This is a genomic window from Chryseobacterium cucumeris (assembly GCF_016775705.1).
Taxonomy (GTDB): domain Bacteria; phylum Bacteroidota; class Bacteroidia; order Flavobacteriales; family Weeksellaceae; genus Chryseobacterium; species Chryseobacterium cupriresistens.
Map to the genome: position 1 here is coordinate 822,055 of NZ_CP068760.1, position 23,624 is coordinate 845,678.

24 protein-coding genes are annotated in these 23,624 nt (G+C 36.4%); 9 read left to right on the plus strand and 15 right to left on the minus strand.

Annotation, left to right across the window (positions count from 1 at the left end; genetic code table 11):
- The first annotated feature begins 117 nt into the window (after window positions 1-117).
- Window positions 118-1,308, plus strand: a complete 1,191-nt coding sequence (locus tag JNG87_RS03645; protein WP_202841754.1) for an endonuclease — start codon at window positions 118-120, stop codon at window positions 1,306-1,308.
- A 52-nt stretch (window positions 1,309-1,360) separates the two neighbouring features.
- Complete coding sequence (locus JNG87_RS03650; RefSeq protein ID WP_202841755.1) at window positions 1,361-1,780, plus strand: DUF6146 family protein; 420 nt, start codon at window positions 1,361-1,363, stop codon at window positions 1,778-1,780.
- Window positions 1,781-1,851: 71 nt separating this feature from the next.
- Here the strand turns inward: JNG87_RS03650 and JNG87_RS03655 are convergent, their stop codons facing one another.
- Entirely contained in the window at window positions 1,852-2,448 is a 597-nt protein-coding gene (locus JNG87_RS03655) for a superoxide dismutase (protein ID WP_131437230.1), read from the minus strand.
- Window positions 2,449-2,639: 191 nt separating this feature from the next.
- Window positions 2,640-4,469, minus strand: coding sequence for a transcription termination factor Rho (gene rho / locus JNG87_RS03660; RefSeq protein WP_202841756.1), 1,830 nt, complete (start codon window positions 4,467-4,469; stop codon window positions 2,640-2,642).
- A gap of 144 nt (window positions 4,470-4,613) precedes the next feature.
- Between rho and JNG87_RS03665 the strand changes: the two genes are divergently transcribed.
- The 4 genes from JNG87_RS03665 (at window position 4,614) to JNG87_RS03680 (ending at window position 8,507) form a co-directional block, all read left to right on the plus strand.
- Complete coding sequence (locus tag JNG87_RS03665; protein ID WP_202841757.1) at window positions 4,614-5,003, plus strand: DUF4293 family protein; 390 nt, start codon at window positions 4,614-4,616, stop codon at window positions 5,001-5,003.
- A gap of 143 nt (window positions 5,004-5,146) precedes the next feature.
- Window positions 5,147-6,067 (plus strand): M28 family peptidase, encoded by a 921-nt coding sequence (locus tag JNG87_RS03670; RefSeq protein ID WP_202841763.1) that lies wholly within the window; start codon window positions 5,147-5,149, stop codon window positions 6,065-6,067.
- A gap of 235 nt (window positions 6,068-6,302) precedes the next feature.
- The gene (locus JNG87_RS03675) at window positions 6,303-8,141 is read left to right on the plus strand and encodes an ABC transporter ATP-binding protein (RefSeq protein WP_202841765.1); all 1,839 of its coding nucleotides are present in this window, start codon (window positions 6,303-6,305) and stop codon (window positions 8,139-8,141) included.
- 18 nt (window positions 8,142-8,159) lie between these two features.
- A complete protein-coding gene (locus tag JNG87_RS03680; RefSeq protein ID WP_137904420.1) occupies window positions 8,160-8,507 on the plus strand; it encodes a DUF1801 domain-containing protein in 348 nt (115 codons plus the stop codon).
- Between the two features lie 50 nt (window positions 8,508-8,557).
- Here the strand turns inward: JNG87_RS03680 and JNG87_RS03685 are convergent, their stop codons facing one another.
- The 9 genes from JNG87_RS03685 to rsfS form a co-directional block, all read right to left on the minus strand.
- Entirely contained in the window at window positions 8,558-10,339 is a 1,782-nt protein-coding gene (locus JNG87_RS03685) for a hypothetical protein (RefSeq protein ID WP_202841767.1), read from the minus strand.
- Window positions 10,340-10,645: 306 nt separating this feature from the next.
- A complete protein-coding gene (locus JNG87_RS03690; RefSeq protein WP_202841769.1) occupies window positions 10,646-10,969 on the minus strand; it encodes a helix-turn-helix domain-containing protein in 324 nt (107 codons plus the stop codon).
- Window position 10,970: 1 nt separating this feature from the next.
- The gene (locus tag JNG87_RS03695; protein ID WP_137904421.1) at window positions 10,971-11,384 is read right to left on the minus strand and encodes a transposase; all 414 of its coding nucleotides are present in this window, start codon (window positions 11,382-11,384) and stop codon (window positions 10,971-10,973) included.
- Window positions 11,385-11,481: 97 nt separating this feature from the next.
- Window positions 11,482-12,474 carry a helix-turn-helix transcriptional regulator gene (locus tag JNG87_RS03700; protein WP_202841770.1) on the minus strand — a complete coding sequence of 331 codons (993 nt, stop codon included), beginning with the start codon at window positions 12,472-12,474 and terminating at the stop codon, window positions 11,482-11,484.
- A 438-nt stretch (window positions 12,475-12,912) separates the two neighbouring features.
- Window positions 12,913-13,569 (minus strand): phosphatidylserine decarboxylase family protein, encoded by a 657-nt coding sequence (locus JNG87_RS03705; RefSeq protein ID WP_202841772.1) that lies wholly within the window; start codon window positions 13,567-13,569, stop codon window positions 12,913-12,915.
- Between the two features lie 4 nt (window positions 13,570-13,573).
- Window positions 13,574-14,446 carry a phosphatidate cytidylyltransferase gene (locus tag JNG87_RS03710; protein WP_110008380.1) on the minus strand — a complete coding sequence of 291 codons (873 nt, stop codon included), beginning with the start codon at window positions 14,444-14,446 and terminating at the stop codon, window positions 13,574-13,576.
- A 24-nt stretch (window positions 14,447-14,470) separates the two neighbouring features.
- Complete coding sequence (locus JNG87_RS03715) at window positions 14,471-15,052, minus strand: LUD domain-containing protein (RefSeq protein ID WP_110008379.1); 582 nt, start codon at window positions 15,050-15,052, stop codon at window positions 14,471-14,473.
- Window positions 15,053-15,188: 136 nt separating this feature from the next.
- Window positions 15,189-17,210: an ATP-dependent zinc metalloprotease FtsH gene (gene ftsH / locus JNG87_RS03720; RefSeq protein ID WP_120232489.1), complete on the minus strand. Its 2,022-nt coding sequence runs from the start codon at window positions 17,208-17,210 to the stop codon at window positions 15,189-15,191.
- A 21-nt stretch (window positions 17,211-17,231) separates the two neighbouring features.
- Entirely contained in the window at window positions 17,232-17,597 is a 366-nt protein-coding gene (gene rsfS, locus JNG87_RS03725; RefSeq protein ID WP_047097448.1) for a ribosome silencing factor, read from the minus strand.
- Between the two features lie 87 nt (window positions 17,598-17,684).
- On the opposite strand from rsfS, the gene JNG87_RS03730 reads away from it, so the two are divergent.
- Complete coding sequence (locus JNG87_RS03730; protein WP_202841773.1) at window positions 17,685-18,398, plus strand: biotin--[acetyl-CoA-carboxylase] ligase; 714 nt, start codon at window positions 17,685-17,687, stop codon at window positions 18,396-18,398.
- Here the strand turns inward: JNG87_RS03730 and JNG87_RS03735 are convergent.
- The 4 genes from JNG87_RS03735 to JNG87_RS03750 form a co-directional block, all read right to left on the minus strand.
- Window positions 18,392-19,504, minus strand: a complete 1,113-nt coding sequence (locus JNG87_RS03735; protein ID WP_034691587.1) for an LptF/LptG family permease — start codon at window positions 19,502-19,504, stop codon at window positions 18,392-18,394. The two genes, JNG87_RS03730 and JNG87_RS03735, sit on opposite strands and share 7 nt — an antisense overlap.
- Before the next feature lie 6 nt (window positions 19,505-19,510).
- Window positions 19,511-20,641: a tRNA guanosine(34) transglycosylase Tgt gene (tgt, locus tag JNG87_RS03740; RefSeq protein ID WP_202841775.1), complete on the minus strand. Its 1,131-nt coding sequence runs from the start codon at window positions 20,639-20,641 to the stop codon at window positions 19,511-19,513.
- A gap of 66 nt (window positions 20,642-20,707) precedes the next feature.
- Window positions 20,708-21,076, minus strand: coding sequence for a DUF4296 domain-containing protein (locus tag JNG87_RS03745; protein ID WP_238349660.1), 369 nt, complete (start codon window positions 21,074-21,076; stop codon window positions 20,708-20,710).
- A 5-nt stretch (window positions 21,077-21,081) separates the two neighbouring features.
- Window positions 21,082-21,798, minus strand: a complete 717-nt coding sequence (locus tag JNG87_RS03750; RefSeq protein WP_202841779.1) for a polyprenol monophosphomannose synthase — start codon at window positions 21,796-21,798, stop codon at window positions 21,082-21,084.
- Between the two features lie 239 nt (window positions 21,799-22,037).
- Here JNG87_RS03750 and JNG87_RS03755 point away from each other — a divergent pair, with 239 nt between their 5' ends.
- Complete coding sequence (locus JNG87_RS03755) at window positions 22,038-22,706, plus strand: DUF4271 domain-containing protein (protein WP_110008374.1); 669 nt, start codon at window positions 22,038-22,040, stop codon at window positions 22,704-22,706.
- A 12-nt stretch (window positions 22,707-22,718) separates the two neighbouring features.
- The gene (locus JNG87_RS03760) at window positions 22,719-23,459 is read left to right on the plus strand and encodes a uroporphyrinogen-III synthase (RefSeq protein WP_034691594.1); all 741 of its coding nucleotides are present in this window, start codon (window positions 22,719-22,721) and stop codon (window positions 23,457-23,459) included.
- The last annotated feature ends 165 nt before the right edge of the window (window positions 23,460-23,624 follow it).

Genomic DNA, 23,624 nt, shown 5'->3' on the forward strand with positions numbered 1-23,624 from the left:
TAAGAATCATTATAAAAGAGAGATTCGAATTACTGCTTTTAAATTTACAAATATTTAAAACGCAGTGAGTTAAAAAAAAGTAAATTTGTAATAATAGAATAATAAAACTCCAAAGAGATGAAGAGATTTTCGAGTCTGTTTGCCCTGTTTATTTCGATCGTGGCATTCTCCCAACAACAAGGAAAACTGAGAAAAGTAGCAACCGTAGGTTTCTTAAATGTAGAAAACCTTTGGGATACTATTCGTTCAGCAGATTATATAGACGGAACCAAGGATATTAAGAATCCGGCATTCCACAGAAGTATTCCTATGGATTCTATTAAGTTTCTTGAAGCTGAAAAATATGACGGGCCATGGAGTGACGGGGCTTTAATTGGTAAAAAAGTAGTAAGAGAACAAGGGGGTTCTGAAGAATTTACCCCAAAAAGCCCAAAGAATTACGGAAGTAAAATTTATAAAGCAAAACTGGCTAACGAAGCTAAGGTAATTTCTGAAATGGGAGCTCAGTATACCAAAACAGCTCCGGCAGTAGTAGGCTTGATTGAGGTTGAAAACAGACAGGTAATCCAGGATCTTGTGAATGAACCTGCCTTAAAAAAATATGATTACGGAATTATACACTACAATTCTTATGATTACCGAGGAATCGACGTAGCACTGATCTATCAGAAAAGAAGATTCACCCCTACCAATTCATTAAAAAAAGAACTGGTTATTTACGGTGACAACGGAAGAAGAGAATATACAAGAGATATCCTTGTGGTAATAGGATTTTTAGATAATGAAAAAGTAGCATTTTTCATGAACCACTGGCCTTCAAGAAGAGGTGGTGAAGCCATTTCTCTACCTAAAAGAAATGCAGCTGCAGCCTTATTAAAACAACAAATGGACAGTGTAAGAGCTGCAGACCCAACGACGAAGCTTTTCGCAATGGGTGACTTTAATGATGACCCTGTAAGCCCAAGTTTAAAAAACCACCTGAAAGCTCAGGCGAATCCAAAAGACTTAAGCGAGGAAACACCTTATCTTAATCTGATGTATCCTTTATATAAGAAAGGAGTTGCTTCTCTGGCTTATCAGGACGCTCCTAACCTTTTTGACCAGATTATTGTTTCTAAAAATGTAATTTCAGATCAGGTGACTAAAGAATATTCTGTGTATAAAACAGAAATCTTTGCCCCGGCTTATCTCGTTAATAAAGAAGGAAATTATAAAGGATATCCTTTCAGATCCTGGAATGGAGACCAGTTCACAGGAGGCTACAGTGATCACTTCCCGGCATTTGTAGTTCTTCAGAAAGAACCATAAAAAATTTAGGCACTCTTATTGGAGTGCTTTTTTTATATAAAATATTTGTGTCATGAAAAATATTATTTTATTAGTAATGATTGCATTGGTACCTTTCAGCTGCTTTTCTCAGGAAACGCCGAAGAAAGATAAAGAGCAACATGAAATGAAGCCTTCTAAAAATGAAGACGGAGAATGGGACCTTACCGTTATAGATACCCAATTTGATTATTTTATAAATGCTGTTGCCAAACCGATCAGCCAGTACTCAGAATCTTATCTCAAGACAAAAAATACTTTTTTGGTCAACGAATGGAACAGTTATTATAATTCCGGCAGATACAGAAATATTATAGAATCGGGGATAGATTATGATCCCAAGGAAAATTACGGGATCAAGTTTGAATATAAATTATACCAGGTTTTTGTCTATGTAAACTGGAAGTATAAGCTAAGATTAAATGGATTATCCGGAAGTGATGCGATAAGGTAAATTTTAAAGCATAGTCAATAAAAAAGGTTCAGAGTAATTCTGAACCTTTTCATTTTTATAATAGCTGAAAATTATTTATTGAATAATTCTTCTACTTTATCCCAGTTTACTACATCAAAGAACGCAGAAACATAGTCTGGTCTTCTGTTTTGGTAGTTTAAGTAATAAGCGTGCTCCCAAACATCTAATCCTAAAACAGGAGTTCCTTTAACGTCTGCTACAGGCATTAACGGGTTGTCCTGGTTTGGCGTAGAAGAAACAGATACGGAACCGTCAGCATTTTTTACCAACCAAGCCCATCCTGAACCGAATCTTGTTTTAGCAGCTTCAGAAAAATCAGTTTTGAATTTATCAAAACCTCCGTAGTTTTCAATAGCAGCTTTTACATTTCCTACCGGTTCTTTGCTTCCTCCGGGAGTTAAAATTTCCCAGAATAAAGAGTGGTTGAAGTGACCTCCTCCGTTATTTCTTACAGCTGGTTTATCAGTTCCTGTCTGGCAGATTTCTTCAATAGTTTTTCCTGCTAGTTCAGTTCCTTCAATTGCTTTATTTAAATTGTCAATATATGCCTGGTGGTGTTTTGTATGGTGGATTTCCATAGTTCTTGCATCGATCGTTGGCTCTAATGCATCGTATGCATATCCTAGTTTTGGTAATTCAAATGACATAATCTTTATTTTTAATGTTATAATTCAAAATTAGCCAATATTTAAGGGATTATCAAGGATTCTGGATTACTTTAATAAATCTTTAACATTGATATATTGATTTAGAATGAATTAAGTTTTATTTTTTTATGTAATATCAACAAAAAGCACGAACCTGATGATCCGTGCTTTCTATTTAACAATAATTAAATTTATTTATTCATTGACATCAGGAATTCCTCATTATTAAGAGTTCCTTTGATGTTTTTATCTACAAATTCCATCGCTTCCACAGGGTTCATCTCAGAAAGATATTTTCTAAGAATCCACATTCTCTGTGAAGTTACTTCATCAAGAAGAAGATCATCTCTACGGGTACTTGATGCTACAAGATCAATAGCAGGATAAATTCTTCTGTTGGCAATTTTTCTGTCTAGCTGAAGTTCCATGTTACCGGTACCTTTGAATTCTTCAAAGATTACTTCATCCATCTTGGATCCTGTATCAATCAATGCTGTTGCAATGATTGTAAGAGATCCTCCACCTTCAATCTTTCTTGCAGCTCCGAAGAATCTTTTCGGCTTGTGAAGTGCATTGGCATCTACCCCACCGGAAAGTACTTTTCCAGATGCCGGAGTTACCGTGTTATATGCTCTTGCCAATCTGGTGATAGAATCCAGCAAGATGACTACATCATGTCCGCATTCTACCATTCTTTGTGCTTTTGCAAGAACAAGATTGGCTACTTTTACATGTTTTTCAGCAGCTTCATCAAATGTAGAAGCAATTACTTCTGCATTCACACTTCTTTCCATGTCAGTAACCTCCTCCGGACGTTCATCAATCAGAAGAACCATCATGTATACTTCCGGGTGGTTGGCTGCAATAGAATTAGCAATATCTTTAAGCAGCATCGTCTTACCTGTTTTAGGCTGTGCAACGATCATTGCTCTCTGTCCTTTTCCGATAGGTGCAAATAAATCTACAATTCGTGTGGACACTGTAGAACCGCTTCCAGCGAGATTAAATTTCTCTTCAGGGAAAAGCGGGGTAAGATATTCAAAAGCAACACGGTCTTTGATAAATGCAAGATCACGTCCGTTAACTTCTGTAGGTCTTAATAATGAAAAGTATTTCTCACCTTCTTTCGGAAGTCTTACAATTCCTTTTACTGTATCTCCTGTTTTCAAACCGAAATTTCTGATCTGAGCTGTAGAAACATACACATCATCAGGAGAAGAGATATAGCTGAAATCTGAAGAACGTAAAAATCCGTAGTTATCCGGTAAGATTTCCAAAACCCCTTCAATGCTTACCAATCCATCGAAATTGAATTCTTTTTTATGGTCATTCTGCTCCTCAACCTTTTCAGAATGTCTGTTTTGATTCTGATTTTGGTTTTGGTGCTGCTGATGTTGCTGGTTTTGGTTTTTATGTTGGTTTCCACCGTTCTGTGGATGGTTGTGTCCTTTTTGAGGTCTGTTAGCCTGTGGTTGTTGAGGATTGTTAGGCTTTTCTTCAGCCTGGGCAGGCTCTTGAGGTTCTGTGTTTTTTGGAGTTTCAGTTCTTTCCTGAGATACTTCTGCGTTTGTGGCATTGGTTGAAACTCTTTTTCTTTTCTTTTTGGCCTGAGCGCCTGCTGCGGTTTCTTCTGTTACCGTGGCTGCTGTGGTTTCCACTTTGGGTTCTTCCGGTTTAATTTCTTCAGGAGCAGCTACCTTTTCTTCTACTATTTCCTCTGTTTTAGGTTCTACCGGAGCTTTTGCATTTGCTTTTGGCTTGGCTGCTGTTTTTTTAGGGGCAGCTTTTTTTGCCGGGGCTTTGGCAGGTTTTTCTGCTGGAGCCTCTTCAGTATTTATACTGGCGGTTTCGGTGGCGTTGAAATAATCTTTTGCGACTTTAGGGTTAGAAGCCTGAAAGTCAAGAATAGCAAAGATCTTGTCATTTTCATTGCTGTTTCTTGCAACTTTAACGCCCAAATCTTTCAAGATTTTAGTCAGTTCCGTTACGGATTTTGACCTTAACGTTTCTATGTTAAACATATTTAATGTAAAAATGTAATTAATTGTGAGTAAGAAAAGTAAGTCCGGTGACTTTTGTTTTCAAGTACATTGTATAATGCAAATCTACACTTATTTTTGAATTGTGCAAAATTTATATTATTTTTGCCAAGAATTTAATATTCAATGCTACAGAGAATACAAACCATATGGACCTTATTAGCAGTTTTAGCTGCGGTTTTCCTTTTTATAACAGGACAGGATGTTGTCATTTCAGACAGTATTCCTTTACTTAATATAGGCTGTATCGTACTTGTTGTTATCGGAGCATTAAGTATTTTCAGTTTCAAAAACAGAAAAAGACAAATTTTGCTGAATACCATCAGCATCATTATAAACGCTTTGTTGATTGGTGTATTGGCGTACTGGTTACTAAACTTATCCGGAGGAATTCAAATTCCTGAGAAGGGTATTGAGCCGATTTTCCCATTGATTGCGGTAATCTGTTTGTTCATAGCAAACATTTATATCCGTAAAGATGAGAGGCTCGTAAAATCTGTAGACAGACTTCGATAGCCTTACAACGATTTTTTGAGTGAGAACAGCTTCTTTTAAGGAGCTGTTTTTTATTTGTCGTACACTCTTAATTTATTTTATGTAAATTCATTGCAACTTTTGAGTTAAAAATACGACAGATCCTATAACTTTAATAAAAGACAATGAAAAAGCTAACGTATCTTACTTTATCACTATTCTCCATATTCACTTTTGCTCAGGAGGTTTCCAAAGAAAGAGTAAAGACAGTTCTTTCCACTCTCGCTTCAGATGAAATGAAAGGCCGTGAAATCGGAACCCTGGAAAATGAAAATGCAGCCAATTACATCGCTGCACTTTTCAAAGAAAATAATCTGGAATACTGTACCGGAAAATCTTATCTGGTACCTTTTGATTACAATGGAAAGACCGTATACAATGTCTGTGGAATTAAAAAAGGAAAATCTGATCAGTACCTTGGTTTTTCAGGACATTTTGATCATATCGGAACCAGTGATAAAAGCGGAGATAATATTTATAACGGAGCAGATGATGATGCCAGCGGAATCACGACTCTGGTAGGTATCGCCGATTATTTTAAAAACAAAAAACCGGAATTCTCTATGGTGTTCATGGCATTTAATGGAGAAGAGAAAGGAATGCTGGGTTCAAGAGCGATTTCCACTGATAAGAATCTGGATCATATTTATAATAAAATGACAGCTCTTTTTAATTTCGAAATGGTTGCTACGGAATCTCAGTGGGGAAAAAATGCATTATATATGACGGGAGACGGATTCTCTGACCTTGATGAACTTTTCAATCAAAATGCAGTAAACGGATTAAAAATTAATGCTGACCCTTATGCAAAACAGCAGCTGTTTTACCGTTCAGATAATGTAAGCTTTGTCAAAAAGAAAATCATTGCCCATTCATTTTCTACTGTTGATATGACCAAAGCGTCTCATTATCACCATGAAAATGATGACATCAACGTTGTCGATTTTGATAATATGACTCAGATCATCAATAATTTGGGAAAAACACTGGATAAACTGAGTCCTAAAAATTTTGCTCCTAAATACAATGATCAGGTGAAATTTTAAGTGAAATCATTATAAAAAACTGCTCTTTCAGCAGTTTTTTTTATTAAACAGCAACACCTTACGATTTCCTGTTCTTAAGCCAAGTTCAGGTTTATTTAAGCAAAAAAATAATGCTTAATAGTGCTGAGTTGTAACAAAAAGACACTTTTTGAAACTTATCCGGTAAAGTAAAACAGGATTAAGAACGTCTTATCTTTTAATTTTACGTAATTTTGCTATCCAATTTTTTCATTGAATGAACCAATATATTAAAATACTAAAGTTCGCAAGACCTCACCAAAAATACATCTACGGAAGTTTGTTTTTCAATCTTATGTATTCTGTATTTCAGATTGCTTCCTTAGGAACTATTCTACCTGTTTTGGGAATGCTTTTCGGAACCATTGAGGCTAAAAAATACAGCCATCCCCCTGTGTATTCGGGAGAAATTTTAGATTTTTTCTCCTACGCAAAAGAATATGCCAATTACTATGTTCAGAGTTTAGTAACCCAGTATGGAGCACTTAACGTTTTGGCGTGGCTTTGCGTGGTAACAGCGTTTATGTTTTTACTGAGAAACCTTTTCAGATATTTAGGTTCATTTTTATTGATCAATTACCGTGTAGGGGTTACTAAAGACCTTCGTGGAGCAATGTACAGAAAGATTCTTGCTTTACCTGTTTCCTTTTTTACAGAAAGCAGAAAGGGAGATCTGATGTCCCGTATGTCCAATGATGTGGGTGAAGTTGAAGGGAATATTTTAGGAAGTTTAGTTGAATTAATCAATGCACCTTTCATGCTGATCAGTACATTGGTGACTCTTTTCTTTTTAAGTACAGAAATGACTCTTTTCTCACTTCTGGTATTACCGGTAATGGGAACTATGATTGCTTTAATTGGAAAAAGTCTGAAAAAAGACTCCCACGAAGCACAGAATGAAATGGGGAATATCTTCTCAATTGTAGACGAAACATTGAAATCTACAAAGGTTATTAAAATTTTTAGTGCAGAAAAAATAATGGACAACCGTTTTATGCAGTCTATGCAGAGATGGATTAACAGTTCTATAAGTCTGGGAAGAAAAAAAGAATTAGCATCTCCGATGAGCGAATTTTTAGGTTCAGTAACATTCTTAATTATTGCTTGGTATGGGGGAAAACAAATCATTGTAGAACAAAGTATTTCACCTGCAGATTTTTTGGTTTTCCTGGGTATTTTCTTCCAGATTTTACCTCCTGTGAAAAGTTTATCTCAATCTATTTCGAATGTTCAGAAGGGTGAAGCTTCTCTTGAAAGAGTTTTAGCTATTCTTGATGCTGATGTGAAAATTGACGAAGTACCCAATCCTGTTTCTATCTCAACATTAAAGCATTCTATCGAATTTAATAATATTGGTTTTTATTACGATAAAGATCATACGATTCTTAAAAACTTCTCCCTTTCTATTCCAAAAGGGAAAACGGTTGCTCTTGTTGGGCAAAGTGGAAGTGGTAAAACAACGATTGCCAATTTATTAGCAAGATTTTATGATGTTTCGGAAGGAGAAATTCTGATTGACGGAACAGATATCAAACATTTAAAACTACAGGAATACCGTAAGCTATTGGGAATGGTAACCCAGGAATCTGTATTATTCAATGATTCCGTTTACAATAATATTCTGATGGGTAAACCTGATGCCACCAGAGAAGAAGTGATTGCAGCCGCTAAAATTGCCAATGCAGATGCATTTATCACCACACTTCCTGAAGGATATGATTCCAATATCGGAGATGACGGAGGTAAACTTTCCGGAGGTCAGAAACAAAGGGTTTCTATTGCCAGAGCGGTATTGAAGAACCCACCGATCATGATTCTTGATGAAGCAACTTCAGCTTTGGATACAGAATCCGAAAGATTCGTACAGGATGCACTGGAGAAGATGATGGAAAACAGAACTTCTTTAGTGATTGCCCACCGTCTTTCAACCATTCAGAAAGCAGACTGGATTGTAGTGATGGAAAAAGGTGATATCGTAGAACAGGGAACCCACCACGACCTGATTGCAAAAAGAGGAATGTATCACAAACTTGTCGAACTTCAAAACTTCGACTAATCTTATAACTGAATTACAATGAATCCTATACAAGAGTATTTCTACAGAATCGAAGAGCCTGAAAGAAGTACTCTTTTATTTTTGCGTGATACGATCTTAGCTTCAGATCCGGAAAATATTACAGAAACATTCAGTTTCGGGCTTCCGTTTATCAAATACAAAAAGAAAATGCTGTGCTATTTCTATTACAGCAAAAAATACAAAAAGCACTACCTGAGTTTTTATCATGGTGACCGGCTTGATTATCCTGAATTGATCCAGGACGGCAGAAAGAAGTTTAAAATCCTTCTTATTGATACGGAGGAGGATATTCCCGTAGAATTCATATTAAACCTTGTACAGGAAGTTAAAAGACATATAAAATAAAAAACTCCGGCACGAATAATCATGCCGGAGTCATCTTTAAAAACCTTTTATCATTGTGTGTTTATTCCGTTGAATTCTGCCTGCTTAATTGCCCAGGCAATCATATTCGCAAAGAGGATTGAATTCTGAACCTGCATTCCTCCTGTTGTATAGCCGTTTCCTGCGTATCCGTAAGAAGACTTCTGAACCGGGAAATATCCTCCTGAACTTGGGGCAACAAAAGGCTCAATGGTATTACTTGGATACTGGTTTCCGTTAGCATTTTCATTACTTAAAAAGCCACCGTCACCAAACCATATAAAGTTCAGGCTGGTATTTCTTAATCCTGAAATTCCTGTTCTGGCAGTGGTGCTGTTGATAGGTTGCGCATAGCTGTAAGGAACAAATCCGCTTGTCAACCCCGAAATATTTACTGTGGTAGAAGCATCTTCACCCCAGTTTTTCCCTCTTACATCTCCAAAAGGTCCGTTAAGGATGGGATCATCAGAATTGGTAAGAGCATACACTGAACCTGCACCGCCTCCATAAGATGCTGAAATGGTAGGATCAGAGAATATTCCTCTGAATAAATTCTGTGCAGTGCCCGTATCATCTGTCATCGCAATGACAACTCCTTTTTTATTAAGATAGGAAGCAATATAACCTGCATCTGTAGCATTAGGTGTATAGTTGTATCCAATGACAACAATATCCGGCTTATTATTAAGAGCCGTCTGAAGAGCTGCTGAAGAAGGTGAGTTCCCTAAAGAAGTATGTGTAAAACCTTCATACTTAACAATACTGGAAGCAGTGGTACCAAAGTTTGTTGGAGAATCCATCAGACTTCTTGACGGACCGGTATAGGCGCTATACCCGTAAGCTGTTTCTAATCCGATATGGAGAACCGTTTTTTTAGGAATGACAACCACTACATTCACAGAACATGTTGTAGATACCCCACCCTGGCTGTCGGAAGTAATGGTAATTGTTTTCACCGATGTAGAAGTTGGAGTTCCTGTTCCGCTTAATGTAATATTCTGATTTCCCGTAGAAGTAAATGTGCCTGATCCGCTGAAAGAAATTCCGTCAACAGTATTAGTGGAAACAGTATAACTTCCCAATGTTGAAACATTTACAGGTAAGGTAATTGTATTCGAAGCAGTAAGAGCTGTTCCAACCTTGTATACTCCATTTACCGTTGCAGTTCCACAGCTCATGGTATAGGTTCCTGCGGGACTCAGAACAGTAATCGAAATAGCAGGAGTACAAGTTACTTCAACTCCGTTGGCTTCAAGAGCAACATTATCTGTCTGAATATTCTGAGGAATTCCCTGTCCCGGAATCTGTATTGTTTGCGTTCCGGTGTTTAAAAATACTCCGGTTCCATAAAAATTGTATCCGTTGGCTGTCGTTCCGGAAATGGTATAATTACCGGGTTTAGTTACATTCACAGCAATCTTCAGGTAATTGGAATTGGTAAGTTCTTTTCCTTTTACATAGCTTCCCATTGCTTTGGAAGCGGAACAGTCTATGGTAAAAACAGATTTACCCAGCTGTCCGCACACACTTTTCCATTCTTTATCCACAAAGCTCCAGTAATTGAAACAGTCTTCTGTGGTGTTGTAAATCGTAAGACCATCATCATTGGATTGATTGATTACAATTGCGTTTCGTTGCGCTTCTGTTAATCTTGGAATAAGTACTCCTTTGTTGTTATTTCCTGAAATAACATCCAAAACGGAATTAGAGTTCGGCGTAGTAGTATTAATCCCTACTGCACCATTATTGGTTTGAGAAAAAGATCTTCCAAAAACAAAGAGCATTGCTATGAGCAGGACTTTGATTGGGGGCATTGTAAATTTTGTTTCCATCATTGTATAAGTTATAATTGTTTGATAATAATAATCCGGGCATTTAACTTCCACAAAATTATCAACCACAGACGGTTAGAAAATAATTCCTTGCTACGCAATACTACTCACGCGTAGTAAAACTCACAAAATGTCACTAATTTATCCTGGTAAAAATTCAAATAAAAAGTTGAGCTTTTTAACAAAACCCAACCATACATTCAAATATCAAAAGCAAAACAACTTAAAAGAACCATTACTTCTAATTTATCATAAAAAATAAAATCAGTAGGTTTAAAAAACGCAATATCAGTCATCATTTAAAATTCTTTTCCATTTCGCAATGGTATTTCGGCTTATCTTAAAATGATCACTCACCTGAAGATTAGTCAGTTCATTTCTTTTCTGATAACTGAGAATTTTCAGAATTGATTCCTTATCATAAGAACGGAGCCTCTGGTTTTTACGTTCCATAGTATATTCTGTTTCTCCAAAAACCAGCTGATTAAATTTCAGAATATCAAAAGCTGAATGTAAAGTTTCCAGCTTAAGCCTGATGGCGGTATCTGATAATTTTTCGGGAAATTTTTCTTCAAGAATGTCGGTATAAATCTGCTTATAATCTGGCATCATCTTATATCTTTTTCATCCATTTATATAAAGTGGTCTTGGGTATTTTATACCTTTTAACCACATCATTGGCCGTCATTTTCCCTGTCTTTATTTTATCAAGAATAAAATCCTTAACCTCCTGCGTATAAATGCTTTTTCTGAAAACCAGGGTATTTTCTTTTTGAGTGAAGACATTATCAATTCTCGCCTGGGGAGCATATAAAATGAGATGTCCGGTATAGAATCGGAAGAAATCGAATTTTAAAAGTTTACACCATTTCAGGAGAACATCGGTATCCATACTTTTTGCATGATACATCTTTTCCACTTCATCTTCCGTACTGTTTAAAAACCGGGAAATTCTTTCTATTGAAATCTGATACTCTTCCACTTTGGATCGGATCAGGCTTCCAATATGAATGTTCTTAATATTCATCACAATGTTTTTAAGTAAAAATATTGACAAGAAAATCAAAAAACACCATCAGAACCTACTCAAAATTACGTATGAGTAACAAAAATCGGAATTCTGTTTAAATTTTTATCAAAAAGCTGTTGATATTGATCTCTGAGGAAATATTCAGTTTTTTCCGGATCCTGTATTTTTTACTTTCTACAGCCCGGATACTGTTATTGGTACACTGTGCTATTTTTTTGGTATCAAAATCCAGCTTCATCAGTGCACAGAAATAGAGCTCAGAATGGATCAGATTAGGATTTATTTGTAAAATATCCGGAATAAAATGAGGAAAAAATACCTGAAATTTCTCAAAAAACATGGGTGAATTGCTTTCCGCTAAATTCAGTATTTCCTGAATATTTTCCTCTGAAAGATGGTTAATCAACATCTGGTGTTTCATCAATTCCGAATTCGTTTTGACCAGATCCTTGATGGTGGAATCCTTGGCTTTTTTATCGGAAATTAAGCCATGAATCAATGCGTCTTTCTGTGTAATAAATACGATATCCATTAAAAAGGAAGCAACGGAGAATAAAATATTCAGCAGTTTGATTGTTTTAAAATCTTCTTTTTCTATGAATCGGCTCTTTGGCAGGAAATCAAAATCAAAATACAGACATGCAATGAAATTGATACTGATGATGAATGTAATAAAAAAGATCGTAAGGGAGTCCTGTTTGTATTTCAGAAAGAACGGAACAGCAAACAGAAGACAAAAGTAAAAGTATTCTACACCTGCGTTTTTGTAAGTATAAATATGAAAAAAGCTTACTATAAATGTGAGTAAAACAAATATACCGATAATGAAAGGCTTTAAAACCTTTTTGAACCGTTTCGTTTTTCCTTTGATAGCCATGAGGAACAGCCAGAAGAAGGTAATAACGGTAAGAAATATGGAGATCAGCATATCCCCAAAAAAAGTAATAATAAAAATGGAGTAAAACAGGAATATGAAAAACAGTAAAAGCAAATACCGGTTAATAAGATGAAGATAACTACTTTCAAAATCATCATCCATCTTCTCAGTTTCGTCGTTAATCATCTTAAAGAAAAACTTATAAATCATCTTGTTGTTTTTTTGTGCTCTCACAAGCTTAAGTTGGCATTTGTACTCCTGAAAGTATAAATTTTCCAATATTAACAGCCTTTCATGCAAAATAGAAATCTACAAAACGAAATGTATTAGTCTTTTTCAGCATTAAAAGGAGATGATTAAGGTGTTTTTCTAGCTACAATTTACTAAAATTAGATGTTAAAATTATCAAATGAAATGCCATTTTTGACAATAAATTAACAATCATTTACCTTGAATCACTTAAAAAAGCATGGGCCTGTGTTTTTAAGCAGGCAAAATTATCAATCCCAACGGAAAGGTATTAGTCTTCCGATACGCAATAATACTCATGCGTAATTAAACTCAAATAACAAAATATACCCTTCATACCCCAAATAAAAAAGAGAACTTTAAAAGCTCTCTTTTGGTTTTTTATCTACGATAAGAATTTTAGTTTTCTTTCAGTTTGGCAATCACATCCAAACCACCTTTTGTAATATCTCCGATCTTACATATAATCTCAGTATCCAAAGGCAGGAATACATCCATTCTGGAACCGAATTTAATAAATCCGAACTCATGCCCGGCTTTGGCTTTATCTCCTTCATTACAGTAGAATACAATTCTTCTTGCTACATATCCCGCAATCTGTCTGAAGACTACTTTGTGATTGGTCATCGTCTGAACTGCTACGGTAGTTCTTTCATTCTCTGTAGAAGATTTTTCATGCCATGCTACCAGATACTTTCCCGGGTGGTATTTTTTGTAAATCACTTCTCCTGAAACCGGATATCTGCAGATGTGAACATTCAGTGGAGACATAAAAATAGAAACCTGGATTGCTTTACCTTTTATAAATTCATCCTCTTCCACTTCTTTGATCATAACCACTTTTCCGTCCACCGGAGCGATCACATTTTCTCTGTGGTCAAGAATATTACGGTCCGGAACTCTGAAAAACCAGAATACTAAACTGTAAATAACCAGCAAAGGCATAATGATCAGCAGGGACCATATTTCAAGGAAATAAATTGCTAAAGCGCCCAGAATGATAAAAAGTATGGTCGCAACGGTAATCGTTCCTTTTGATTCTCTATGTAATTTCATGAGATTAAATAAATTTTTCTAAAATAAAGTACAAATATACGACAGGAACGCAGATAATAAAACTATCCAGCCTGTCTAAAACTCCTCCATGTCCCGGAATGATGTTTCCACTATCCTTTACACCGAAGTTTCTCTTCAATTGACTTTCTACCAGGTCTCCTAATGGCGCAAAGGCTGCCACCAGAAATCCTACGATCATCCAGTTTCCTCTCAGCTCGGGCTGATAGTGTTCAATAAAATAAGACAACACCAATGTTAAAACAACACCTCCGGCATAACCTTCCCATGTTTTTTTAGGCGAAATCTTAGGAGCCATTTTATGTTTTCCAAAGAATTTTCCTACCAGATAGGCAAAAGTATCACTACTCCAGATAAGGATAAACAGGAAAAGAACTTCCAGAGAGAAGTTTTCATTATAACTGGAGAATTTGGGCAGTCCTAATGCAAAACTGAACGGGAGAGCCACATAAATAACGGTAAAAATAAGTTTTCCGCTGTCAAAGTATAATTCGTTAGGATATTTGAATAAGGTTACTACAGCTATTCCAATCAAGGCGAGTGCTAATATTTCACTAAGTCTGAAATCAAAAAAGAAATCGTGATTAAAATACCTTTTGGAAAACATGTAGAAAATAAAAATGACCAATGGATATACGACCCATTTTTCATAGCCGTTTCCAAACTTCATAATTTTAACACATTCCCAGGTTCCTACAATCAGCAGAAGACTCATTAAACCGTGATACAGATACTGCTGTTTGGCAAGACCAGGTGCAATACTGTTCAGCAGCTGCGCTCCCAACGGAGTAGAACAAAGAATAATGATGGCTACATAAACGATACCTGATACGGTTCTTTGAATGAGATTTTTGTCCAAAATTTAAAATTTAGAAGTGGTTGCTTAATCTTCAAGCAGCAATAAAAACAGTTTTGTATTGGAATTGGAAGAACTATCCATTTTCGATTGGCTTCCGCTGATGGAAGTAAGGTTCTTGATATTTCCGTTTCTTTTTATTTTACCCATGGCATCATTCAGGTTGTTTACAATCTGAGAAACATTGGCAATGATGATAATTTTATCAGGAAGCCTTGAAGAATGATAATGCAGGATATTATTATGCGAAAGCATGATTCTGCCGTCATAGGCAATGAGATATTCACAGGTGATGAATGCGGCGTCATTAGATGGCTGTAATTCTGACGTATATGAAGACTTCACAACGTTCAAAAAGTTCTGAAGTTCTTTATCCCAGCAGAAAAGGTTGTGAACACCTTCTATTTTAATAATTTGATTTAAAGTTTGTAGAGCTTCCGCTTCATCTGCACAATAATTAAAAAATCCTCCCGAATGCGTAAATAATTGCGCAAACTTATAGTCAAGATCCGCATTTTTCAGCGAATCCCCAAGTTTCTCCAGGCTCTGTTTGTCCTCTTCTTCAGGCTGGTTGGTAAGTTTGCTTACAATCCTCTTGAATAAATTCAACTTAATCTATTTTTAGTCAACTTTATACAAAAATAGAAAATAAATTACAATAGTGTCCAAAATATCTCCTTAAATATGAAAAAACCTGACAATTTTGCGATTATCAGGTTTTTATTAATTCTATTTTTTAAGAATCTTAAAGCTGTGTCGGGCTTTCGGGAGCCTGTATTTCGCTTTCTTCTTCTTTCTCTTTGATCTGAGGTGTTTCCTCTACAATGGGCTGATCTTTTTCAGGAATAGTATTGGTTACAGGTTTCTCTGTCAATTCAGGATCCCATGCTCTTTTTCCGAAAATCTCTTCAAGGTCTTCACGGAAGATCACTTCTTTTTCAAGCAATTTACTTGCTAAAGCGTCAAGCTTATCTTTATTCTCGTCAAGAATTCTTACCGCTCTCTCATATTGATTTTCGATGATTGATTTGATCTCTGCATCAATTTTTGTAGCGGTTTCTTCAGAATAAGGCTTTCCGAAATTGTATTCAGACTGGCCTGAGCTGTCATAGTAAGAAATATTACCGATATTCGGGCTTAATCCGTAGATTGTAACCATTGCCTGAGCTCTCTTTGTTACGGTTTCCAGATCAGAAAGTGCTCCTGTAGAAATATTATTGAAGATCACCTGCTCTGCTGCTCTACCTCCCAATGTTGCACACATTTCGTCCAGCATCTGTTCAGTAGTGGTAAGCTGTCTTTCTTCAGGAAGGTACCATGCTGCTCCCAGTGAACGTCCTCTAGGAACGATCGTCACTTTTAAAAGTGGAGATGCGTGTTCTACCAACCATGAGATCGTAGCGTGTCCTGCTTCATGGTAAGCAACTCTTCTTTTTTCAGAAGGTTTGATTGCCTTATTTTTCTTTTCAAGACCGCCGATGATTCTGTCTACAGCATCAAGGAAATCCTGTTTTGTTACTGAAGTATGATTATTTCTTGCTGCGATAAGTGCTGCTTCGTTACAAACGTTGGCAATATCTGCCCCACTGAAACCAGGTGTTTGTTTGGCAAGAAACTCTCTGTCTACATTATCATCAAGTTTGATCTTTTTCAAGTGAACATCAAAGATCTGTCTTCTTTCGTGAAGTTCCGGAAGGTCTACATAGATAGAACGGTCAAAACGTCCTGCTCTCATCAAAGCTTTATCAAGGATATCCGCTCTGTTGGTTGCTGCCATTACGATAACGTTGGTATCTGTTCCGAAACCATCCATTTCAGTAAGAAGCTGGTTCAAGGTATTTTCTCTTTCGTCGTTTCCGCCGGAGAAATTATTTTTCCCTCTGGCACGTCCGATAGCATCAATCTCATCAATGAAGATAATGGCCGGAGATTTTGCTTTAGCCTGAGCAAAAAGGTCTCTTACTCTGGAAGCTCCTACTCCCACAAACATTTCAACGAAATCGGAACCTGAAAGTGAGAAAAACGGAACTTTAGCTTCCCCTGCAACAGCTTTCGCCAATAGGGTTTTACCAGTTCCCGGAGGCCCTACTAAAAGAACTCCTTTAGGAATTTTACCTCCCAGTTTTGTATATTTCTCGGAGTTTTTCAAGAAGTCTACTACTTCCTGAACTTCTTCTTTTGCTCCTTCCAATCCTGCAACATCTTTAAATGTCACCTGAATTCTTTCTTTTTCGTCGAAAAGTTTCGCTTTGGATTTTCCGATAGAGAAAATTTGTCCGCCAGGACCTCCGCCTCCACCCATCTTTCTGAAAAGAAGGAAGTAGAATAATCCTAAAATTGAAATCCAAACCAGCGCAGGGATTAAGATATCCATTAATGCGCTCTTCCCTGTACCGTAATCTTTGGTTGTTTTAATAACCGGATTGCTGGCTTTGACCTGTTCAAATTTCTGAAGGAAAAGTTGAAGATCTCCGTATTTCACAGAAAAATCTGCTTTTGGAGCCATTTCGAAGGCAGAAAGGGGGTTGTTTTCTTTTCCGGCTTTGGAAACCATTGCCGATTTTGCTTCTTTTGTTAGGAAAACATCAGCTTTCTCTATGTCTTTGTATATAATTATATTCTGGACTTTGCCCGCCTGCATTTCTCTAAAGAAACCATCTTCATCAATAGATTTTGCTGCATCACCTCCAAGGAAATTGGAGCCAAAGAATAGCAAAAGAGCTACGATTGCAATAGGAAAGAACCAGTTGAATCCTTTATTATTCATTTAGACTTTTTAAAATTTTTATTATTCATTTTCAATTCTGGTAATGACTGCGTCACCCCAAAGTTCTTCTATGTCGTAGTACTCACGTACCTGTTTCTGGAATATATGAACCACCACTGAAACGTAATCCACCAATACCCACATCGCATTTTCAGTACCTTCTACGTGCCAAGGTCTGTCCTGAAGTTCGTTTCTTACTTTCTTCTCTACACTTCCCGCTAATGCAGCTACCTGTGTATTTGAGTTTCCACTACATATCACGAACGTTTCTGCTACTGAGTTTTCGATGTTTGAAAGATCAAAGATCATAATGTCTTCTCCTTTTACATCCTGGATAGCTTCAACGATTTTATCTATTAACGCTTGTTTTTCTGCTGTTTTATTCATTAAAAAAATACTATAATCTGCAAATTTATTGTTTTTTCTTTACTTTAACCTTACTTTTACCCTCTTAATCTCTTAAAGTTTTCTTAAATGAGCCAACTCTTTTACCTGAAAGAATGTTCTTCTACTAATGACGAAATATCAAAGTTTTTACTTTACGGAGATTCAAATTTTATAGGGCTTCATACTTTTAATCAAACTAAAGGCCGTGGTCAGTATGGAAATATCTGGACTCAGACCGCCGGAAAAAATCTGGCTTATACGCTGGCAGTGAATACTCAGAACATCCTGTGCTCCGACTTTATGTTCAATTATTATACCGCAATGGTGATCCGGGATTTCCTTGCCATATTGTCTGACTCTGAGGTAAAAATCAAATGGCCGAATGATATCATCCTTAAAGGTAAAAAAATCGTTGGAATTTTAATAGAAAAGAAAAAAATTAATCAAAATAATTATTTCATCATAGGAGCCGGAATCAACATTCTGCAGGAAAATTTTGATGAAATATCCAATGCAGGATCACTTCTGACGCAGACAGGAATCCAATTTGACCTGGAAGAACTAGCCTTAAACCTTCATGAATATTTGTGTGAAAAGCTTAAAAACATACCTTCAGATCAGGAAGTCCTGGATGGATTTAATAAAAAACTTTTCAGAAAAGATCAGATATCGGTCTTTGAAATTGAAAAAGAGCGACAAAATGGCATTATCCGGCGTGCAGACGAAAAGGGTGAACTCTGGATCGAACTGGAAGACGGAATGCATTCCTTTTATCACAAAGAAGTAAAACTCCTTTACTGATTGGCTCTCTTGATATACAAATAAAGGGTAAGCGGCAAAAACACCATATTAGGCAGCCACATGGCTACAGCCGGAGACAAACTTTTATTTTCCGAAACCACTTTTAAGGCTTCGAATGAAAACACGAAAATGAAGGCCAATGAAATACCGATGGCTAGATTGACTCCTAATCCTCCTCTTTTCTTCTGTGATGACAGGGAAAGCGCCAGAAATGTCAGAATAATAATTGAAACAGGCATGGAAGTTCTCTGGTGAAGTTCATTCAGGTAAGAGTTCAGGTTGCTGTTTCCTCTTTCTTTTTCCCTTTCAATAAATTTCAAAAGTTCCGGAGTGGTTTTATTTTGTCCCAAAAGCTCATTCGGGAAAAGTTCTTCCGGAGAATGCCCGTAATTTTTCCTTAATTCTATTCCGTTACCGAGTTTTTCGGTATTGTCTTTATTGATTGTTTTTTCCAGATAGTTATTTAAAACAAACTGTTTTTTAGCTTTATCCCAATACACTTCACTTGCCTTCAGCTCATAGGTCATTTTTCTGTCTTTATCATATTTCTGATAGACAAAACTCGACCCTCTTTTTTCTCTTTTATTCCATGAATCGACAAAGATATACTCCGTTTTACTCAGCTGTGAAGAAGCAGGTGCTGTTCCTAAAATCTTTTCTTTATTGGCTGCATTATACGTATACGCTTCCAGTTCATTTTTCTTGATATTGGCCCATGGCAGCACCATATGGTACACCACAAGGGCGATCAATCCAATAAAAATGGAAGTAACCAGATAAGGTTTGGAAAACCTGTGGAAACTGGCTCCACTACTGATAATAGCAACAATTTCAGTATTATTTGCCATCCTGGAGGTAAAATAAATTACCGATATAAATACCAGAATGGAAAGGAAAGTCACCACAAGATTGATGATCCAGAAAGGATAAAAATGGATAAGGAAATAGGTCAGATCCAATTTCGGATCAATGGCCTTGGCATTTTCTATCCTTGGAATCTTCTGCTGAACATCGATTACCAATACGACTATAGACAATAATACCAACATGAAACTGAAAGTCCCAAGGTATTTTTTAATGATATATCTGTCTACAATTTTAAGCATATTCTCTTACAGTCTTTGTCTAAGAACCGGTACTACAGCGTTTTTCCATTCATAGAAATCACCTGCAATAATATGTTCTCGGGCTACTTTTACCAAATCAAGATAGAATGCAAGGTTATGAATCGAAGCAATCTGTTTTGCCAGATATTCTTTAGATACAAACAGGTGGCGAAGATACGCTTTTGAATATTCACGATCTACAAAACTGGTTCCAAATTCATCCAAAGGCGAAAAATCGCGTTTCCATTTTTCATTTTTAAGGTTCATTACCCCTTGCCATGTGAAAAGCATTGCATTTCTTGCATTTCTCGTTGGCATCACACAATCCATCATATCAATTCCCAGCCCGATCGATTCAAGGATATTCCACGGAGTTCCTACTCCCATCAGGTATCTTGGTTTCTCTTTTGGAAGGATATCTGTCACTTCGTCAGTGATTCTGTACATTTCTTCTTCAGGCTCTCCTACCGAAAGTCCTCCGATCGCGTTCCCTTCTGCCCCTGCTTCGGAAATCACTTCTGCAGAGATTTTTCTAAGATCAGAATAGGTAGATCCCTGAACAATCGGGAAAAGCCTTTGCTTATGTCCGTATAATTCAGGATTATCATTCGTCCAGTCAATACATCTTTTCAGCCAGCGGTGGGTAAGCTCCATCGATGATTTTGCCTGATTATAATCGCAAGGGTAAGGTGTACATTCATCAAAAGCCATGAAAATATCGGCTCCGATCTGTCTTTGAATTTCCATTGATCTTTCCGGAGAGAACATGTGGTAACTTCCGTCGATGTGAGATTTGAATCTCGCACCTTCTTCTGTCATCTTTCTGTTGCTTGCCAATGAAAATACCTGAAAACCTCCAGAATCAGTAAGGATAGGAAGATCCCAGTTCATGAATTTGTGCAAACCACCTGCATCCTGCATCGTTTCCATGCCCGGACGAAGGTAAAGGTGATAAGTATTTCCCAGAATAATCTGAGCTTTAATGTCTTCTTTTAATTCTCTCTGATGAACTGTTTTCACACTTGCTACAGTTCCCACAGGCATAAAAATAGGAGTTTGAATCTTCCCGTGATCTGTGGTAATTTCCCCTGCTCTTGCTTTTCCTTCAGAGGTCTTTTCTATATTAAAAAATTTCATCTCTATACTTGTTTAGACACTGTTTTACCAGTGATTTTTTGTATCGCAGAAACTTCTGTGTCCATTTTACCTTACTACAGGCATTACAGCACCATTCTGTTTCAGCTTATCCTTCACATATTTATCTGCTTTGGGATCTTTTTTCAGCAATATTTCCTGTGCATCATTAGCGATCCCGTCCATTTCTTCTTTAATTACATAGTATTTGAAACTGTCTACAAAATCATCCGGTTTTACCTTATATGATTTCAAAACAGCCCTTGTCCCTGCTTCCATATTTTTGTCAGGATAGATAAAGATAGCCTGATCGTTGATGGCAAGATCGGCAATGATTTCAGCCATCAAACCTTTATCGACCAGATTTTTGGGCTTATCAATATAATCGCCACACGAAAACAGGCTCAGCAAAACGAAAATAAAGATTAACTTTTTCATCAGTTTCATAATCTGTTGATGAGTGATTTCCATTTTAAGTTCAATACTCCAAAAACTGCTTCATGGATAATTCCGCCGTTCATTTTACTTTCTCCTAAAATCCTGTTGGTAAATATAATAGGAACTTCTACAATTCTGAAACCTTTTTTAAAAGCTCTGAATTTCATTTCAATCTGGAATCCGTATCCTTTCAGTTTTACGTTATCCAATCCTATTTCTTCCAGTACTTTTCTTGAAAAGCAGACAAATCCTGCTGTAGTATCATGAATTGGAAGGCCTAGTACAAACCTTACATATTTTGAGGCAAAGTAAGAAAGCAATACTCTTCCCATAGGCCAGTTCACTACATTTACTCCTTTTGAATAACGGGAGCCAATGGCCATATCTGCATTTCTGCAGGCATCAAAAAGTTTCGGCAGATCGTTAGGATTGTGTGAAAAATCGGCATCCATCTCAAAAATATAATCATATTTATTTTCGATGGCCCATTTAAATCCATGAATATAAGCTTTTCCCAGTCCATCTTTCACATGTCTTACCGACAAGTGGAGATAATGTGGATATTTCTTCTGCAATTCTTTCACAACTTCTGCTGTTCCGTCGGGAGAAGAATCATCTACTACTAAGATATGAAAGTCGTCTTCCAATGCAAAAACTGCGGAAATAATATTTTCAATATTTTCCTTTTCGTTATAGGTCGGGATGATGACGAGTTTTTTCATTTCAGTTTGCAAAGATAGTTTATTTAACCTTTTTATTTTATACAAAATAATCTATAATTTTGCAAAAATATTTCTCGGGGATTAAGCGGATGAAACAGATCCTTTTATTCAACAGATCTGAACAATACGTAAAATCGATGAGAGCAAATATTTTAACTGCAAATTCATGGATCTGGTGACAGGAAAATCTGTGCCGGCTGTGTTATCTGAAGTTAAATAATAAATAAAAAAATTAAATTTTGCCATCATCACAACACTTCATCAATCACGTAAGAATACCTGAAAATAATGATTGGGTAATCTTTATCCTTGTGGGTTGTATTTTTTTATACGTTTTTATGATGAACGTCATAGAAAGAGATGCCAGCCTCAGAGATTTTCTGCTTCAGAAATATTTTGATGCCAGCAATAATCTTCCCAGCTGGATCATCACCTCCTGTGTGACCACACTTACTCTGTCTGTATTAATTTCACAGTATGTACCTGTAGTACCGAAATATATTGCAGATCTTCAGCTTTTGGGATATCAGCTTAATAAATTGGGTTATACTTTGCTGGCAGTGCTGCTTTTTTATGTAATAAAATCAACATTAGGCTTTTTATTTTACCAAAGTATAGGGGATGGAAAAAAATGGACTATTTTTTATTTTACCTCCACAAAGTTTTATTTCATTCTTTCATTTTTGCTAATAATTCTTTGTGTAGCCCATTATTACTTCCCGATAGACAGAAATAAAATGTTTTTATATTATTTCTGCTTCTTCGCTTTTGTATTCATTTTCAAAGTTTTTTTCTATTTATTTCACAAGAACAAGATTCTTCCTGAAAAATGGTATTATAAATTTTTGTATATTTGCACCCTCCAAATCGCACCATTATTATTGCTTTGGAAGTTGTTATTTTTTTAATAAAAGTCAATGATGAGAATAAAGTCTATATTGGTTTCTCAACCAGCGCCTAGTGAGTCTTCTCCATATCTGGATATAGCGAAGAAGGAAAAAATAAAGATTGATTTCCGTCCATTTATCCACGTCGAAGGGGTTGACAATAAAGAGCTCAGAACACAGAAAATAGATCTGACGCAGTATACCGGTATTATTTTTACCAGTAAAAATGCGATTGACCATTACTTCAGGCTAGCAGAGGAATTGCGTTTTGCCGTTCCGGATACGATGAGATACATCTGCCAGTCGGAAGCAATTGCCAACTATCTTCAAAAGCATATCGTGTACAGAAAAAGAAAAATCAGCTTTGGGGAGAAGAACTTCTCGGACCTGCTTCCTCTTTTCAAAAAATTCCCGACTGAAAAATATCTGCTGCCATCTTCAGATGTTTTGAGCCCGGATATTGTAAAAACCATGGATGCATCTAATGTAGACTGGACAAGAGCAATTATGTACCGTACCGTATGCAGCGACCTTACAGATATCAATGTCAAAGATTATGACATGCTGATTTTCTTCAGTCCGCAGGGAATAAAATCGCTACAACAAAATTTCCCTGACTTCAAGCAGGATGAAACAAAGATCGGAGTTTTTGGAAACACGACTTTGGCAGCTGCAGAAGAAGCAGGATTAAAAGTAGATTTAATGGCACCTACGAAGGAAACTCCTTCTATGACAATGGCCCTTGAAAAGTATATTAAAGCACTTCACAAATAGTCTTTAATTATAAAAATACAATGAACCATCTTTTCAATAAAGGAAAGATGGTTTTTTTTTACCTAAATTTGAACAAAAATTAATATTGAAAGGATTTCTGCTTAAATTACTTACTTTCAGAAGAAAAAAGTATAAGAACATTCTATTCAATAAAAAAATAAAAAT